The sequence below is a fragment of the Marinobacterium ramblicola genome, from assembly GCF_019084545.1.
Lineage (GTDB): Bacteria > Pseudomonadota > Gammaproteobacteria > Pseudomonadales > Balneatricaceae > Marinobacterium_D > Marinobacterium_D ramblicola.
The window spans coordinates 14,415-30,498 of record NZ_JAHREP010000040.1; the positions used below are offsets into that span (position 1 = coordinate 14,415).

The 16,084-nt window shown below is 59.5% G+C and carries 12 protein-coding genes and 1 tRNA gene; 6 read left to right on the plus strand and 7 right to left on the minus strand.

What is annotated here, in order from left to right:
* Window positions 1–45: 45 nt before the first annotated feature.
* From KQ940_RS21475 to KQ940_RS21495, 5 genes are all read right to left on the minus strand, one after another.
* Window positions 46–807, minus strand: coding sequence for a sulfite exporter TauE/SafE family protein (locus KQ940_RS21475; RefSeq protein WP_343222703.1), 762 nt, complete (start codon window positions 805–807; stop codon window positions 46–48).
* Window positions 804–2,033, minus strand: coding sequence for an EAL and HDOD domain-containing protein (locus KQ940_RS21480; RefSeq protein WP_217416701.1), 1,230 nt, complete (start codon window positions 2,031–2,033; stop codon window positions 804–806). The genes KQ940_RS21475 and KQ940_RS21480 overlap by 4 nt, the downstream gene beginning before the upstream one ends.
* 108 nt (window positions 2,034–2,141) lie before the next feature.
* On the minus strand, window positions 2,142–4,487 hold the full coding sequence (locus tag KQ940_RS21485; RefSeq protein WP_217416702.1) for a putative bifunctional diguanylate cyclase/phosphodiesterase: 2,346 nt from the start codon (window positions 4,485–4,487) through the stop codon (window positions 2,142–2,144).
* Window positions 4,474–5,520 carry a polyamine ABC transporter substrate-binding protein gene (locus KQ940_RS21490; protein WP_217416703.1) on the minus strand — a complete coding sequence of 349 codons (1,047 nt, stop codon included), beginning with the start codon at window positions 5,518–5,520 and terminating at the stop codon, window positions 4,474–4,476. Before KQ940_RS21490 ends, KQ940_RS21485 begins: the two co-directional genes overlap by 14 nt.
* Window positions 5,521–5,612: 92 nt before the next feature.
* On the minus strand, window positions 5,613–6,194 hold the full coding sequence (locus KQ940_RS21495) for a TetR family transcriptional regulator (protein WP_217416704.1): 582 nt from the start codon (window positions 6,192–6,194) through the stop codon (window positions 5,613–5,615).
* Window positions 6,195–6,396: 202 nt separating this feature from the next.
* On the opposite strand from KQ940_RS21495, the gene KQ940_RS21500 reads away from it, so the two are divergent.
* Genes KQ940_RS21500 through KQ940_RS21510 form a run of 3 tightly spaced genes read left to right on the plus strand, consistent with a single transcriptional unit; the run spans window position 6,397 to window position 12,080 of the window.
* Entirely contained in the window at window positions 6,397–7,548 is a 1,152-nt protein-coding gene (locus KQ940_RS21500) for an efflux RND transporter periplasmic adaptor subunit (protein WP_246590242.1), read from the plus strand.
* Between the two features lie 9 nt (window positions 7,549–7,557).
* Window positions 7,558–10,683 (plus strand): efflux RND transporter permease subunit, encoded by a 3,126-nt coding sequence (locus tag KQ940_RS21505; RefSeq protein WP_217416705.1) that lies wholly within the window; start codon window positions 7,558–7,560, stop codon window positions 10,681–10,683.
* Entirely contained in the window at window positions 10,680–12,080 is a 1,401-nt protein-coding gene (locus KQ940_RS21510; protein ID WP_217416706.1) for an efflux transporter outer membrane subunit, read from the plus strand. The genes KQ940_RS21505 and KQ940_RS21510 overlap by 4 nt, the downstream gene beginning before the upstream one ends.
* A gap of 36 nt (window positions 12,081–12,116) precedes the next feature.
* Here the strand turns inward: KQ940_RS21510 and KQ940_RS21515 are convergent, their stop codons facing one another.
* A complete protein-coding gene (locus KQ940_RS21515) occupies window positions 12,117–12,980 on the minus strand; it encodes a YicC/YloC family endoribonuclease (protein WP_217416707.1) in 864 nt (287 codons plus the stop codon).
* 105 nt (window positions 12,981–13,085) lie between these two features.
* Between KQ940_RS21515 and rph the strand changes: the two genes are divergently transcribed.
* Complete coding sequence (gene rph / locus KQ940_RS21520; RefSeq protein ID WP_281419305.1) at window positions 13,086–13,856, plus strand: ribonuclease PH; 771 nt, start codon at window positions 13,086–13,088, stop codon at window positions 13,854–13,856.
* Between the two features lie 67 nt (window positions 13,857–13,923).
* Here rph and KQ940_RS21525 read toward each other — a convergent pair whose 3' ends face one another.
* Entirely contained in the window at window positions 13,924–14,697 is a 774-nt protein-coding gene (locus tag KQ940_RS21525) for an exodeoxyribonuclease III (protein ID WP_217416708.1), read from the minus strand.
* Window positions 14,698–14,942: 245 nt separating this feature from the next.
* Between KQ940_RS21525 and pyrE the strand changes: the two genes are divergently transcribed.
* Window positions 14,943–15,590 (plus strand): orotate phosphoribosyltransferase, encoded by a 648-nt coding sequence (gene pyrE / locus KQ940_RS21530; RefSeq protein WP_217416709.1) that lies wholly within the window; start codon window positions 14,943–14,945, stop codon window positions 15,588–15,590.
* Window positions 15,591–15,668: 78 nt separating this feature from the next.
* Window positions 15,669–15,744 (plus strand) — tRNA-Phe (locus KQ940_RS21535).
* Window positions 15,745–16,084: the final 340 nt, after the last annotated feature.

The window sequence follows — 16,084 nt, forward strand, 5'->3', positions numbered from 1 at the left end:
CGTGTCAGCCGGAAACGCTAGGGCTGGCCCGTATCTCAGAGCCACTCACCCCGCATTCAGCGCTACTCCCGCTAACCACAACATGCGTAGCGCCAGCGATGTAACCAGCGTCTTGAAGATCAGGCCAAAGCGCTCGGCGGGGATCTTTTTCAGCAGATGCAGACCGATCCAGGTGCCCAGCGCACCGCTGGCGATCATCACCAACGACATCCCCAGCCAGTCGATAAAACTGAAACCGATGAACGAGAACACCGCGGCCTTGAGCAGGTGCTGTATCGACAGACAGGTGGCAAAGGTGCCGACGGTGCGAAAGCGATCGAAACTGTTGCGGTGAATAAAGGCACCGACCAGCGGCCCGGTGGCACCGACGAACAGGGTCAGCACGGTGGTCAGCCCACCCATCAGCATCAGGCTCCAGCGCGACAGCTCATGCTTGCCGAGCTTCGGTCCCCAGACCAGCCAGAGGATGAACAGGCCGATGCAGAGCTGAATTGTCGCCAGGGGTAACTGGACCACCACCATCGAAGCCAGTAGCGCACCGGGGACGGCACCGGCGGCGAACAGGCCGGCCATACGCCAGTCGATATGCCGGCGCATCATCAGCGCGCGGTTGGCATTGGAGCCCAGTTGCACCAGTCCGTGCACCGGGATCAGCGCGTTCAGCGGCACCATCTGCCCCATCACGGCCAGCAACAGCAGACCACCGCCTATGCCCATGGCGGCGGTCAGCATCGAGGTGAATCCGGCGATCAGAATGAGAAACAGCGCTTCTGCGACCGCCAGTTCCGGCGGCAGCAGTCCGCTCACGCGGCGCTCTGCAGTGCCTGCATCACCTGGGTCGCCCAGCTCAGGCTATGCCGATAGGAGACCTCGTAGAAGTGCCGATCGAGCATCTTGCGCAGGTGTTCGAATTCGCCCCGCTCGTAATGCTCCACCTCCTGCAGCACCTCGCCATAGGAGCCATCGCGGTTGATCAGCGCCGCCTTGATATCGTGGTGCAGCGGCACCTGATCCATCAGCTCCGACATATCCATATCCATCATCACGTCGAGCTGGGACAGCAGCCCGACGATGAAATGGTTGATCGGCTCAGGCCGTCCGGTCATCTCCGCGAGCAGCTCACACATGCGCCCACGCTGCAGCATGTTGCGGGTCAGATCGTCCGGCTTGTCGCCATTGCTGTTGGCCAGAAACAGCATCACCCAGCGCCGGACCTGATCCATACCCAGCATCGCGATGGCATGGGACAGCGAAGTGATCTCCCGGCGCAGATTGAACGCGGCGGAGTTGACCACCTTGAGAATCTTGAAGGTCAGGGCCGGATCGTTGAGCGCGATCTCCTCCACCGACTGGGCCGTCGCATTCGGTTTCTGCAGCTCGGTCAGCAGCTGGATCAGCAGCACCTTATTGCCGCTTATCTTCCTGCCCTTAACCGGTTCTGGCTTGCTCAGGAAATAGCCCATGTAGAGCTCGAACCCCATCTCCAGACAGCTTCTGAACTCCTCCTTGGTCTCCACCTTGTCCGCCAGCAGTTCAAGCTGGAACGGGCGCAGCTTCTGCACCAGGGTCTGTACATTCTTCATGCCAAGCTTCTGGATATCGAGCTTGAGCACGTGTACCACATTGAGCAGCGGCCCGAAGCGCGGGTCGGTGGGGTTGTAATCGGCCAGCGCCAGGCGGTAGCCGTCGTTGGCCAAGCTCTTGACCCGCTCGATCAACGCCGGTGAAATCTTGGAGTGCCCCAGAATCTCGATGATGAAGCTCTGCCGCGGCAGGTCCGGCATCTCATTATCGAGCAGGAAGCTGTCAGTCACCTTCAGGAAGCAGGGTACATTCTGCACCTCGCCCCCCCTGCTGATGCTGGAGTAGGCCCCCATCAGCACACCGAGTGTCGCCTCCTTATCCTTGAGGCCATCGACAAACTTGCCCTCGGAGTCGCGGAACAGCAGCTCAAACGCAGTAACATCTTGACTCTTGGTATAGATTGGCTGGCGCGCCATCAGCACCTGAAGGTCTTCAGCTTCTTCAACCATCCCCTGATCCACTGCACCCACTGTCGATACCTCGTTTACTTGCTGTTATTCGGAACTCCGTCCGCGTTAGTATACCCACGGATACCCGCTTGTCTGCCCCGCAGGGCATCATTTCACCGCCTGCCCGGTATCGTTTTTGACCGCCATACGCTCAACTATCCAGCTCTCGAGCTCCTCCAATCGCATCGGTCGTCCGAAGAGATACCCCTGTAGGCAGTCGCACCCGGCGGCGATCAGCCGCTTCGCCTGGAGTTCGGTTTCAACCCCCTCCGCCGTCACCCGCAACCCGCGGGCATGGCAGAGGGAGATGATCGGTGCCAACAGCCGTTGGTTGGCAGGCTCGATCAGCCGCTCGATAAAGCTGCGGTCCAGCTTCACCTTGTCCACCGGATACTCCACCATCTGCATCATCGAGGTGTAACCGGTACCGAAATCATCGATGGCAATCTGCAGCCCCAAACCCCGCAGTCGCCCCAGCATCTCGTTACGCTGCACCGAAGACTCCACACCGAAGGTTTCGGTCATCTCGACCTCGATGCTACCGGCCTCGACGCCAGCCCGCATCAACTGTTCCTGTAAGTACAGGTCAAAGTCAGGCACGGTCAGCTCTGCCGAGGAGAGGTTGATCGACAGCGTCATGCCGCTACCCAGTATCTGGCGTAGTCTCGGCAGATCGGTAAAGGATCTCTGCACCACCCAGCGATCGATCAGGCCATACAGCCCGGTGCGCTCGGCGATCGGGATAAAGCTGTCCGGCGTTACCCGGCCCAGGGTGGGCGATTCCCAGCGCAGTAGCGCTTCACAGCCATCGATCCGGCCCTTGGCGTCCAGGATCGGCATATAGGTCAGGTACAGTTCACGATCGAAATCGATCACCTTGAGCTGGTGCTCGATCTCAAGCTCGCGACGCGCCTTGCGCGCCAGCTCCTGGGAGTAGAAGGCCACCCGGTTCTTGCCGCCATGCTTGGCCTGATACATGGCGGTATCGGCATTGGAGATCAACTGGGTGATGTTGTGCCCATCCTCGGGACAGCAGGCGATACCGATACTGAGCGTAACCGGATAGCTACCCAGCTCAAACTGATAGCCGTCGCGCACCAGGCCAAGCAAGCGATTGGCCAGATGCTCCGGCTGACCGGCATCCCTGTAGCCGTAAAGCAGCACGGCAAACTCGTCACCCGCCAGACGGGCCAGAACCGCCTGTCCACACCGGGGTGAGCGGTTACACTCATGCTGAATCAACGCACTGGCGCGATGGGCAAAGGACTTCAGCAACGAGTCACCGACACTGTGGCCATACTTGTCGTTAACGAACTTGAAATGGTCCAGATCGATATAGAGCAAGCCAACCGGCAGTTGCCGCTCTGCAGCCAGTTTGAGCTCGCGTACCGCCAGTTCATTAAAGCGGTTACGGTTGGGCAGACCGGTTAACGAGTCCTGCTCGGCGAGCTGACGGGAGCGTCGATAGGCCTCATCAAGCTGACCGTACAGCTGCTGAAACTGCCGCGCCAGACGCCCGATCTCATCCTGCCCGGAATAGGCTATGCGGTCGTTCATACCGTGCATCACCTCGTTGAGCTGACGCTCCAGCGTATGCACCGGCAGCGTGATATAGCGACGAATCAACCACATCAACAGTCCGGCACTGATCGCGCAGACCAGCAGGGCACCGATGCTCAGGCTATGCTGCATGCTGCGTAACTGTTCGGCGATAAAACGGGGATCAGGCTGCAAACGCAGGTAGAGATCGGGCAGCAGGCGTATATTGCCTCCCCAGCCGTTCGCATCAGTCCTGGCCTCTTGGCTGTATTCAACCCGTGTACCATAGGCATCCTCCAGACGTCTGACCTGGGCATCGAATGTCGTCAGCTCGATCGCCACCTGCACCACCACACTCTGTTGCAGATGGTTGGGTAGCGGCGTAGCCAGGGTCCGCGTATCCAACAACCGGTGCTGAATCAACAGCGACGATCCCGAGTCCAGCTGGACAACGCTGATGCCAGAGAGTGAACGGTCGCGGAAAGCGCTGTTGGCAAAGGCCAGCTCCTCGGCTGAAATATCGCGAAACGGGTTGTCACTGCTGGCAAAGAAATACGCCGGCTGGCCATTGGGCTCGATCAGGGCAAAGGAGATATAGCCGGAGCGGGAGTCGGTCAGATTACCGAATGCATCCTCCAGCCGTCCGCCAAGCGCACGCTTGCGGTAGCGATCGTCGGTCTCCTGCAGAAAACGGTGGAGCGCCTCCGACTCGCTGATCGCAAACAGATAACTGTCGGCAAAGGAGGAGTAAACGGAAAAGGTGGCGCGCAGCTCGGTCAGCTGATTGTTCAGCCGCGCCTGCTCAAGGCGTTCGATGGAGGAGCGCTCGACATAGTAAACGGCCAGCGCCACCAGCAGATATCCCGCCAGCAGCACCGGGACAATCAGCAGCGCAGCACGCCTACTTAGCGTCATGCAGCTTCCTTATCGCACTGGTGATACGCTTGCGCAGCATCAGGTTTTCGTCACTCAGCACGCCGTACAGCTGGCTCTTCGCCATCACGTCTGCAGAAGGGTATACGGTTGGGTCCTGACTGAACTCCTCGTCCAGCAGTGGGTAAGCGGCTGTGTTGGGCGTCGCAACCCACACCGATTGTGCATTGCGCGCCGCTATCTCCGGGCGATTGAGGAAATCGATAAAGCGGATCGCCAGCTCCTGTTTGTCCGAGCCCTGCAGCACCGCAAGACAATCCGCCCAGAGAATGGTGCCCTCGCTCGGCACCACATACTGCCAGTGCTCGCTGCCCTGAACCTCGTTCAGCGTGTCCTGGTCACCGCTGTATACCAGCGCCATATACAGCTGGTCGGCGTTGGTGTCACTCTGCAGATAGGTGATTGCATAGTCATAGGTCAGCACCGCAGGCACCTGCTGCTTGAGATCCTCAAACGCGGCTTGCAATGCCTCGCGCGAGTCGCTGTTAACCGATTGACCATGCATCAACAACGCCGGTGCCAGCATATCCGCGCCGTCATCAAGCATACCGATATGCCCGACCAGCTCCGGCGCAGGCCTCATCAGATCGGACCAGCTGACCGGTGTCGTACCTACTTTATCGTTGCGATAGGCGATACCCAGGGAGCCCCACATGTAGGGCACGCTGTGCTTGCCGCACTGGTCCGTAAAGCGAGGATCCAGATGCCGTAGATTCGGCGCCTGAGCAGTGGTAGGAGCGAAGGAGACACCACGTTCACCAAACAGACGTGAAGCCACCTCGTCGAGCACGACCAGATCGATATGGTGGCGCCCGGCATCCACCATCATCCGGTCTCGGCGTTCGTCGTTGTCGAAGTAAATCTGTTCTATCTCGACGCCGGTTTCCGCCTGCCACATCGCGATCACATCCGGGTCGAGGTAGGCCTCCCAGTTCAGCAGGGTCAGCTTTTCAGCCATCGTGTAGGGAGATAGCAGCAGCGTCAGCAGCGCCGCTATACCAGCTCGATACGGCATTGCGCGGAACTCCAGTCGGGGATGTTTTTTAGACGTTAAACATACCCTAAAACCCCAACGATTCCACGCCTTTTAGTACGTTCTGTAATCAATTAGACACGTTTGCGTGCACCGTGCTGCAGCACTGCTACGATCGACTCGATAAACTGACCGGCCCGCTCACTCAGGGAAAAACAGTCTGGGCTCCTGAGCCAGCTGATGATCAGACCGTCGACCATGACCTTGACCAGCAACGAACCGGCCTCCACATCGAGGTCGCGGGGCAACTGCCCCTTCCGCACCGCGTTTTCCAGGGTGCGCACACGGCGCGCATGCAGCTCCCGTTCGAGCGCTTGCATATGCATCGGCAACTCATCGCTGGAGAGCACTGCAGTCTCACGCATGTAGAGCTTGATCAGACGGCTCAAATCCTCATCCCGTTCGGCACTGACCAGCAGCAGCCTCAACAGCTCGACGAACTTGCCCAGCGGATCCGACTCTTCATCTGAGAGGCTGGCATCCCCTACCACCATCAAAGGACTCGAGTAGTGCTCCCACAGGCCATCGAACAGATCCCACTTGTTCTTGAAGTGCCAGTAGATGGCTCCACGGGTAACACCGGCCGCCTGGGCAATATCGGCCAGGCTGGTTGCGGCTATCCCCTTTTCCGCAAACAGCCCTAGTGCCTTTTTCATGATGCAGAGGCGGGTTGCTTCCGCCTCCTCTTTTGTCCTGCGCAATTTCTGACTCTATTGTTAAGTTTTGTATCGATAGCTTACATACAAACGCGAACGTATGTAAACTGGTTATCAAATAGAGCGCTATTCGTCACGACGTGCAGCCACAACAGGAGCCGCCGTCGCTTCGCTACACCGTCTTGAGTTACGTGGGGAGATCATGGGAAGAACTATCGCTTCGCTACGCCGCTGGCCTGCAGGGCTTGTCATCGGCGGACTGATGTTGGGCCTGGCCGGATGCCAGGACAGCAGTGACCAGAGCAGCACGGCCAACCGCCCGCCGGCAGCCGTGGATGTGGTAACACTGGAAAGCGTACCGGTCGATATCACCGAAAGCTACGCCGGTCGCGTTGCCGCTTATCGCAGCGCCGAGATCCGGCCCCAGGTCGGCGGCATCATTCTGGCGCGCAAATTCGAAGAGGGCTCCCATGTCGCGGCCGGCGATCTGCTCTATCAGATAGACCCGTCCCTCTATAAGGCCGAGCTGGCCAGTGCCGAAAGCGAGCTGGCCCTGGCTGAAGCCAACGCACAAAGCGCTCGACTGCTGGCCGAGCGTTATCGCGAACTGGTCAAAAGCTCAGCCGTCAGCCGCCAGGAGGCGGACAATGCCGAAGCCGCCTGGAAGCAGGCGCAGGCGCAGATCCAGGCGGCCAAGGCCTCGGTGCAGAGTGCCAGGATCAATCTGGATTACACCCGTATCACCGCACCGATCTCCGGCATCATCAGCCGCTCCAGCGTGACCGAAGGTGCCCTGGTATCGGCGGCGCAAAGCAGTGCGCTTGCCACCATTCGTCAGTTGTCGCCGGTCTACGTGGATATCCGCCAGCCGGCAAGCTCGGTGATGAAGATGAAGCGCAGCGGCGAGGATCTCACCGCCGATGTCCAGCTGCGGCTCGAGGATGGCAGTCTGCTCGACGAAACCGGCACGCTGAAGTTCTCCGAAAGCAGCGTCGATGAGGGTACCGGGACGGTCAATGTCCGCGCCCAGTTCGACAACAGCCAGGAGCTGCTGCTACCGGGTATGTTTGTCCGTGCCAACGTCGTGGTTGAGCACCTCGACACCGCCATTCTGGCACCCCAGCAGGGTATCACCCGCCTGCCCAATGGCGCAGCACAGGCGCTGGTGGTCAACGCCGACAACCGGGTTGAGTCCCGTCCGGTCGAGTTGGGCAGAGCGATTGCCGATCGCTGGCTCGTGCTCTCGGGCCTGTCCGCCGGTGACAAGCTGATTATCGGCGGGCTGCAGAAGGTCAGCGCAGGCGCTACGGTCACCCCGCGCGAGCAGGCCGCCACGACAGCCGCCACGCAGTAAGGAGATCCCATGGCACGCTTTTTTATCGACAGGCCGATATTTGCCTGGGTGATCGCGATTGTGATCATGCTCGCCGGGCTGCTTTCGATCCGCATGCTGCCGATCCAGCAGTATCCCACCATCGCTCCGCCATCGGTGGCGATATCGGCCAACTACCCGGGCGCCTCGGCACAGACACTGGAAGACAGCGTGACCCAGGTGATCGAGCAGGCGATGACCGGCCTTGACGGCTTGCTCTATATGTCGTCGAACAGCAGCGCCTCCGGCAGCGTACAGATCTCGCTGACCTTCACCGCCGGTACCGATCCGGATATCGCCCAGGTTCAGGTGCAGAACAAGCTGTCGCAGGCGGAACCGCTGCTGCCACAAGCGGTACAGCAGCAGGGGGTCAGCGTAACCAAGGCCAACACCGGCTTTCTGATGGTGATCGGTCTGGTATCGCCCAACGGCACCCTGTCCCGTGCCGACATGGCCGATTACGCGGTCAGTCAGCTCAAGGATCCGCTGTCCCGTACCCAGGGGGTCGGCAGCATGCGCATCTTCGGCGGGCAGTACGCCATGCGTATCTGGCTGCAGCCGGAAAAGCTGACTTCCTATGGTCTGACGCCACTGGATGTAAACAACGCGATCACCACCCAAAACAACCAGTTCGCCGCCGGTCAGCTGGGCGGTCTGCCCGCCTTCGGCAACCAGCAGCTCAACGCCACCATCATCTCCCAGTCCCGACTGGAGAGCACCGAGCAGTTCGAAAAGATCCTGCTCAAGGTCAACACCGATGGATCCCAGGTGCGGCTGAAGGACGTTGCCAGGATCGAGCTTGGCGCCGAAGACTACTCGGTGATCAGCCGCTTCAACGGTAAACCCGCCGCCGGCCTGGCGATCCAGCTGGCCAGCGGCGCCAACGCGCTGGACACCGCCGCCGCGGTGCGTGCCCGTATCGAGGAGCTGAAGCCCTTCTTTCCGGACGATATGGAGGTGGTGATCCCCTACGACACCACACCGTTCATCGAGATCTCCATCGACGAGGTGGTGAAGACACTGGGCGAGGCGATCCTGCTGGTGTTCCTGGTCATGTACCTGTTCCTGGGTAACTTCCGCGCCACGCTGATCCCGACCATCGCGGTACCGGTGGTACTGCTCGGTACCTTTGGCGTAATGGCCGCGTTCGGTTACAGCATCAACACCCTGACCATGTTCGGTATGGTGCTGGCGATCGGCCTGCTGGTGGATGACGCCATCGTGGTGGTAGAGAACGTCGAGCGTGTCATGCATGAGGATGGTCTGCCGCCGCGTGAAGCCACCCGCAAATCGATGGGGCAGATCACCAGCGCGCTGGTCGGTATCGGCCTGGTGCTGTCCGCGGTATTCGTGCCGATGGCGTTCTTCCCCGGTTCCACCGGCGCGATCTATCGCCAGTTCTCGCTGACCATCGTCTCGGCCATGGCGCTGTCGGTGATGGTGGCGCTGATCCTGACACCGGCACTCTGTGCCACGATTCTCAAGCCGGCGAAGCCAGGTCATCATGATAGCGGCGGCCTATTCGGCTGGTTCAACCGTAACTTTACTCGCGCCACTCATGGCTACCAGCGCGGTGTCGGCAGTACGCTGAAGCGGCCGCTCCGAATGGTCAGTGTCTACCTGATTCTGGTCGCCGGGCTCGGCTACCTCTACGTGAAGATGCCGACCGCCTTTCTGCCGGATGAGGATCAGGGTGTACTGCTGACCCTGGTGCAACTGCCATCGGGCGCAACCCAGGGCCGTACCCTGGAGGTGATGAAGCAGATCGAAGCCTTTGCCGAGCAGGAGGAGAACATCGAGTCGCTGTTTACCGTCGCCGGTTTCAGCTTTGCCGGACAGGGGCAAAACATGGGCCTGGCCTTCATGAAGCTGAAGCCCTGGGACGAGCGTACCGAACCCTCCCAGTCCGTTGACGCCATTATCGGCCGCGCCTGGGGTGCCTTCGGCCAGATCACCGATGCCCGCGTATTCCCGATCAATCTGCCGCCGATCCCGGCCTTGGGCACCGCATCCGGGTTCAACCTGATGCTTCAGGATCGCGGCAACATAGGCCACCAGGCACTGGTCGCCGCACGCAACCAGATGCTCGGCATGGCCGCGCAGGATCCTCGCCTCGCCGGCGTACGCCCCAACGGCATGGAGGATGTACCGATCTTCCGCATCGAGCTCGACCACGAAAAGATCAAGGCGATGGGTCTGGATATCGACGACGTGAACAGCACCCTGAGCACCGCCTGGGCGTCCAAGTACGTCAACGACTTCATCGACCGAGGTCGGGTGAAAAAGGTGTATGTGCAGGGCGATGCGCCCTACCGCATGCTGCCGAGCGACCTGAGCGACTGGCATGTGCGTAATGGCGATGCTGAGATGGTGCCCTTCTCCGCCTTTGCCACCAGCTACTGGGACTACGGCTCGCCGCGCCTGGAACGTTACAACGGTGTGCCGGCGGTCAATATCCAGGGGCAGGCTGCACCGGGGTACAGCACTGGCGATGCGATGCAGGCGATGGAGGAGATGTTGAGCAAGCTGCCGCCGGGACTGTCGATCGAGTGGACCGGTATGTCCTATCAGGAGCGCATGGCAGGATCCCAGGCGCCGGCGCTATACGCCCTGTCGATGCTGGTGGTATTCCTCTGTCTGGCAGCACTGTATGAAAGCTGGTCGGTGCCATTTTCGGTGATCCTGGTGGTGCCGCTGGGCATACTCGGCGCCTTGGCAGCCGCCACGTTGCGAGGGCTGGACAACGATGTGTACTTCCAGGTCGGTCTGCTGACCACTATCGGCCTGTCGGCGAAGAACGCCATCCTGATCGTCGAGTTTGCCAAGGCGCTCTACGATCAGGGCATGGATCTGTTCGATGCCGCCGTGGAAGCCGCCCGCATGCGTCTGCGGCCGATCATCATGACCTCGATGGCGTTCGTGCTCGGCGTCACGCCGCTGGCATTGAGTTCAGGCGCCGGCGCCGCCAGCCGGCAAGCGATCGGTACCGGCGTGATCGGCGGCATGCTCAGTGCCACCTTCCTGGCGATCTTTTTCGTACCGCTGTTCTATGTGCTGGTGATACGCCTGACCAGGGGCAAACCTGTCCAGGTCGAAACCCAAGGAGTGACGGCATGAAGCTTTTACCACTGACGCTGGCGATGGCGCTGCTGGCCGGCTGCTCACTGATGCCCGACTACCGTCAACCTGAGGTGGAAAGCATTAACACCTGGCGAGGTGCCCGGCAGCAGGGCCTCAGCGCCGCCGATACCGGATGGCGCGAGGTATTTGCCGACCCCGCCCTGATCCAGGCGATTGAGCAGACCCTGGAATACAACAAGGATCTGCGCCTGGCACTGCTCAACGTGGAACGTTACCGTGCCCAGTACCGCATCCAGCGCGCGGCGCTGCTGCCGTCGATCTCCGTACAAGGCAGCGGCAGTCGACAGCGGGTTCCGGAAACCGCCAACACCAACGGCAAGGACAGTATCTCCAGCAGCTACAGTGCGAACGTAGGCCTCACCGCCTATGAGCTGGATCTGTTCGGCCGGGTACGCAGTCTCGAGCAGCAGGCACTAGAGAGCTACCTGGCCCGGGAGCAAGGCCTGCGCACGGCGCAGATTGCACTGGTTGCCAACGTCACCAACGCCTATCTGAACTGGGTCGCCGATCGTGAACTGCTGACGCTGTCTGAACAAACCCGGACGATTGAGGCCGATAATCTAGAGCTGGTCCGCAAGCGCTTCGACCTGGGCATCGCCTCCGAGCTAGAGCTGTCCCAGGCCCAGGCGGCACTGGAGGATGTCAATGTCACGCTGTCCCGCTATCGGCGGCTGAGCGAACTGGATCGCAACGCACTGACCCTGCTGGTCGGCGCCCCACTGCAGTCCGACTGGCAGCCCGCCGACAAACTCGACGTGGCGACCATTGCCGGCGTTGAGCCGGGACTACCCTCCGATCTGCTCACCCGCCGGCCGGATCTGCTCGCGGCCGAACATCGGCTCAGGGCCGCCGACGCCGACATAGGCGCCGCCCGTGCGGCCTTTTTCCCCAGCATCAGCCTGACCACCAATGTGGGCTCGATGAGCCGGGAACTGAACGACCTGTTCGCCGCCGGTAGCGGAAGCTGGCTGTTCATGCCCAGCCTCAATTTGCCGATCTTCAGCGCCGGTCGACTTGATGCGCAGCTCGAAACCGCCAAGGTTGACCGTGAAATTGCCGTGACCAACTATCAGCAGGCGGTACAAAACGCCTTTACCGAGGTCTCCAACGCGCTATCCGAGCGTGATGGTTACACCGCACAGCTGGCGGCCCAGGAGCGGGCCGAGATCGCCTATGCCCGCTACTTCGAGATCGCCGATCAGCGCTACCATAACGGTGTCGACAGCATGCTGACGCGACTGGATGCGCAGCGTAATCTGGTTTCCGCACAACAGGCCAGTATCAGCGCCCGCCTGGCCCTGATGCAGGCCCAGGTGGACCTGTACCGGGCACTGGGGGGAGGCTGGAGAGCCGACAGTTCGGTGTCCGAATAAGTCGGCATGAAGAGGCCCGCAGTTGCGGGCCTTGGTTTATTCGATATTCTGGATCTGCTCGCGCATCTGCTCGATCAAGACCTTCAACTCTACCGCGCGTTGCGTGGTGCTGGCGACAATCGATTTGGACGACAGCGTATTGGCCTCCCGGTTCAGTTCCTGCATCAGGAAATCGAGACGACGACCGATAGGGCCCTTCTGACCCAGCACCCGGCGCACCTCCTGCACATGGGTATCGAGGCGATCCATCTCTTCATCCACGTCAGCGCGCTGCGCCACCAGCACCAACTCCTGCTCCAGACGCATCGGATCGGCTTCAACCTTCATCTCTTCGATCCGTGTGCGCATCGCTTCGCGCTGCGCTGCCAGGATCTTCGGCATCAACCCACGTACTTCCGCGACAATCTCGGAGATACTGTCCAACCTCTGCCTGATCAGTTGGCTCAACTCTGCGCCTTCACGCTCTCGTCCAGCCGATAGGTCGGCAAGCGCGCCATCGAACAGAGCCAGGGCCTCTCGCTTTATCCTGTCCATGTCCAGTTCGGTTTCAACCAGCACGCCGGGCCAGCCCAATACCTGAAAGGTATCCAAGGGTGCGGAGTCAGGCATCAGGGCACGCACCTGGGTCGCCGCCGCGATCACCTCCTGCGCCCGAGACTGATCCACATTCAGCGTCTGTGCACCCGCCTCCGCGACGAATCGCAGGGTGCACTCCACCTTGCCCCTGCTCAGCGACGTCCGCAACTTCTCGCGCAAAGCCCCCTCCAGATCACGCAGACTTTCCGGCAGGCGCAGGTGCGGCTCGAGGTAGCGGTGGTTGACCGAGCGGATCTCCCAGGTGAGTGTGCCCCATTCCCGGTGCAGTTCCTGGCGGGCAAAGGCGGTCATGCTACGTGTCATACGGTGCGATCTCGATTAAAATTGTGGACTCTGATTCGACACATATTAACAGCCCCAAAGCCGAGCCTCTATCGGCCAGGGGAAAACCGCTATTAAGGTATCTTCATGTCCTCCACACTCTCCGAACAGCTGCAGAATCTGGGTCTGAAAAAACTGCGTCCGAGCGGTCGCCAGCCGGACCAGATGCGCGAAGTACGCATTACGCGTAATTTCACCAAACATGCAGAGGGCTCGGTACTGGTCGAATTTGGCGATACCAAGGTAATCTGCACGGCGACTGTCGACCGCGGTGTGCCCCGCTTCCTGCGTGGTTCAGGATCGGGCTGGGTTACCGCCGAATACGGCATGCTGCCGCGTTCCACCAATACCCGCAGCGACCGCGAAGCCGCGCGCGGCAAACAGGGCGGCCGTACAGTCGAGATCCAGCGGTTGATCGGCCGTTCGCTGCGTGCAGCACTGGACCTGAACAAACTGGGTGAAAATACCATCACCATCGATTGCGATGTGATCCAGGCCGACGGAGGTACCCGTACCGCGTCGATCACCGGCGCCTTCGTGGCACTTCAGGACGCCGTGAACTTCCTCAAGAAGGACAAAAACGGGGCTATGAAAGGCGACCCGATCAAGCACCAGCTCGCCGCCGTCTCCGTCGGTATCTATGAAGGCCAGCCGGTACTCGACCTGGATTACGCCGAAGATTCCAAAGCCCACACCGACATGAATGTGATCATGACGGCCAGCGGCGGTTTCGTAGAGGTCCAGGGTACCGCCGAAGGCGTGCCCTACACGCAGGATGAGCTCAACGCGATGCTGGAGTTGGCGAACAAAGGGATTCGGGAGCTGATCCAGTTGCAGACGCGCGCACTGAACAGCTGATTCAAAGCCGCTACCCAATAAAAAAGAAGCCACCCGGCTTCTTTTTTATTGTCGATCCGCAAACGATTTAAATATCAACGGCGTAATCGATGATCAGCGGGCAGTGCTCGGAAAAGCGATGATCACGGTCGATTCGCGCCCCTTTGATGCTCTTGCGCAGATTCGCCGTGGTGATCTGGTAATCAAGGCGCGCACCCTCATTCAGCGTCCAGGCACGGTTGTAGTCCGGCCACCAGGTGTACTGACGCTCCGCCTTGTTTATCTCGCGAAACGCATCCACGTAGCCCATCTCGCCGACGACTTCGTCCATCCATGCACGCTCCTCGACGAGGAAACCGGATACCTTCTGGTTCACATACCAGTTACTCAGATCAATCGGCTTATGGGCGATATTAAGGGTGCCGGCAAAGATAAAATCGCGACGTTTACGCAGCGTTTTTTTCAGATGGTTTTTAAAGTGTTCGAGATATTCGAGCTTGGCTGCCTGGGCCTCTTCGCTTTTCAGTCCAGAGGGGATCGTCAGTGACGAAACACTGACCTTATCAAAATCGGCCTGAATGAAACGTCCCTGATAATCGCACTGTTCGAAACCAAGCCCGGTCATGATCGCTTTGGGCAGATGACGTGTGTAGATCGCCACACCACTGAAGCCTTCGTCGAAGGCATCGAAAAAGTAGGCATGGTAGCCCTCCGGATGATAACGATCGCCATCCAACTGATACTCGCGTGCTTTCAGATTCTGCAGGCAGACGACATCCGCATCCTGCTTGACCATCCAGTCGAAAAAACCCTTGTCAGCGGCCTGTTCAATACCCTGAGTATTGAATGTGATCACGCGCATAGTATCTTGTGCCTCACCCGAGCGAGCATCCGGAAACGAAAATTAGAAACATCGATTGTATCGGTAAGGGGCGGAAATTTAAAATTTTTCCATGCCACTTTAGCCATATAGTCCAATTTGACGCATCGATTAGAGCAAGTAGGAAGAATGTAAGGGAAAATTGCCTCAAGAGCAGCCGTGAACAGCTATTAACGGTATTATTAGCCCCTGTATATCCCGCCGGAAAACGTAACTGGAGAGTCCCTATGCAGGAGTATCAGCGTGCCTTTATCGAATTCGCCATTGAACAAGAGGTTCTGAGATTTGGTGAGTTCACATTGAAATCGGGCCGCAAAAGCCCGTACTTCTTTAACGCTGGCCTGTTCAATACCGGTGCTGCATTGGCCAAGCTCGGGCAGTTCTACGCGTCGGCAATCGTCGACTCAGGCATTGAGTTCGATGTCATGCTCGGCCCAGCTTATAAGGGTATCCCGCTGGCGGCGGCAACAGCGGTCGCGTTGGCTACCGAACACCAGCGCGACGTGCCCTACGTCTTCAACCGCAAGGAAGCGAAAGACCATGGCGAAGGCGGCACGCTGGTCGGCGCGCCGCTTGAAGGCAGGGTATTGATCATCGACGACGTCATCACCGCCGGTACCGCTATTCGCGAGGTGATGGCGATTATCGACGGCGCCGGCGCCCAGCCTGCTGCTGTCGCCATTGCCCTGAATCGCATGGAACGGGGAAAGGGCGAGTTCTCGGCCATCCAGGAAGTTGAGCGCGACTACAACATGCCGGTGATCAGCATCGTTACACTGGATGATCTGATCGAGTTTCTAGAAGAGAAGGGCGATATGCAGAAGGAACTTGCCGCTATCCGCCAGTACCGTAAGGATTACGGTATTAATGCCTGACCTTTAGCAAATGCTCAGATTTCGGGACGCCTTAGCTTGACCGAATGAGCTCTAAGTGTTTGAATACGCAACCTGATTGCCCGGATAGCTCAGTCGGTAGAGCAGGGGATTGAAAATCCCCGTGTCGGTGGTTCGATTCCGCCTCCGGGCACCAAGCTTCCAGATAAAGCCCTGCATCCTTGATGTGGGGCTTTTTCGTATGTCCCTATCGAGACGCCCTGTTTAAGCAGCGATGACCTACACGGTGTTTGGATCCCTGCGGGACGCCTGCGGCGCCTCCCCGCCGTACCTGCGGTACATGGGTGCCGGGGTCGCGCACGACTCACATGGCTCCTTTGTAGTGCATATGTAGTGCATAGCATGTCTCGCTTCCCAATACGAAAAAAGGCCACCCCTTACGGAATGGCCTTCTATCGTATTAGGTGCCTGGCGATGACCTACTCTCACATGGGGAGACCCCACACTACCATCGGCGATGACGCGTTTCACGACTG

Bases quoted from the DNA above. Each gene is read 5' to 3' on its own strand.
- KQ940_RS21480 (WP_217416701.1), bottom strand. From the start codon at position 2,033: ATGGTTGAAGAAGCTGAAGACCTTCAGGTGCTGATGGCGCGCCAGCCA.
- KQ940_RS21485 (WP_217416702.1), bottom strand. From the start codon at position 4,487: ATGACGCTAAGTAGGCGTGCTGCGCTGCTGATTGTCCCGGTGCTGCTG.
- KQ940_RS21490 (WP_217416703.1), bottom strand. From the start codon at position 5,520: ATGCCGTATCGAGCTGGTATAGCGGCGCTGCTGACGCTGCTGCTATCT.
- KQ940_RS21495 (WP_217416704.1), bottom strand. From the start codon at position 6,194: ATGAAAAAGGCACTAGGGCTGTTTGCGGAAAAGGGGATAGCCGCAACC.
- KQ940_RS21500 (WP_246590242.1), top strand. From the start codon at position 6,397: ATGGGAAGAACTATCGCTTCGCTACGCCGCTGGCCTGCAGGGCTTGTC.
- KQ940_RS21505 (WP_217416705.1), top strand. From the start codon at position 7,558: ATGGCACGCTTTTTTATCGACAGGCCGATATTTGCCTGGGTGATCGCG.
- KQ940_RS21510 (WP_217416706.1), top strand. From the start codon at position 10,680: ATGAAGCTTTTACCACTGACGCTGGCGATGGCGCTGCTGGCCGGCTGC.
- KQ940_RS21515 (WP_217416707.1), bottom strand. From the start codon at position 12,980: ATGACACGTAGCATGACCGCCTTTGCCCGCCAGGAACTGCACCGGGAA.
- rph (WP_281419305.1), top strand. From the start codon at position 13,086: ATGTCCTCCACACTCTCCGAACAGCTGCAGAATCTGGGTCTGAAAAAA.
- KQ940_RS21525 (WP_217416708.1), bottom strand. From the start codon at position 14,697: ATGCGCGTGATCACATTCAATACTCAGGGTATTGAACAGGCCGCTGAC.
- pyrE (WP_217416709.1), top strand. From the start codon at position 14,943: ATGCAGGAGTATCAGCGTGCCTTTATCGAATTCGCCATTGAACAAGAG.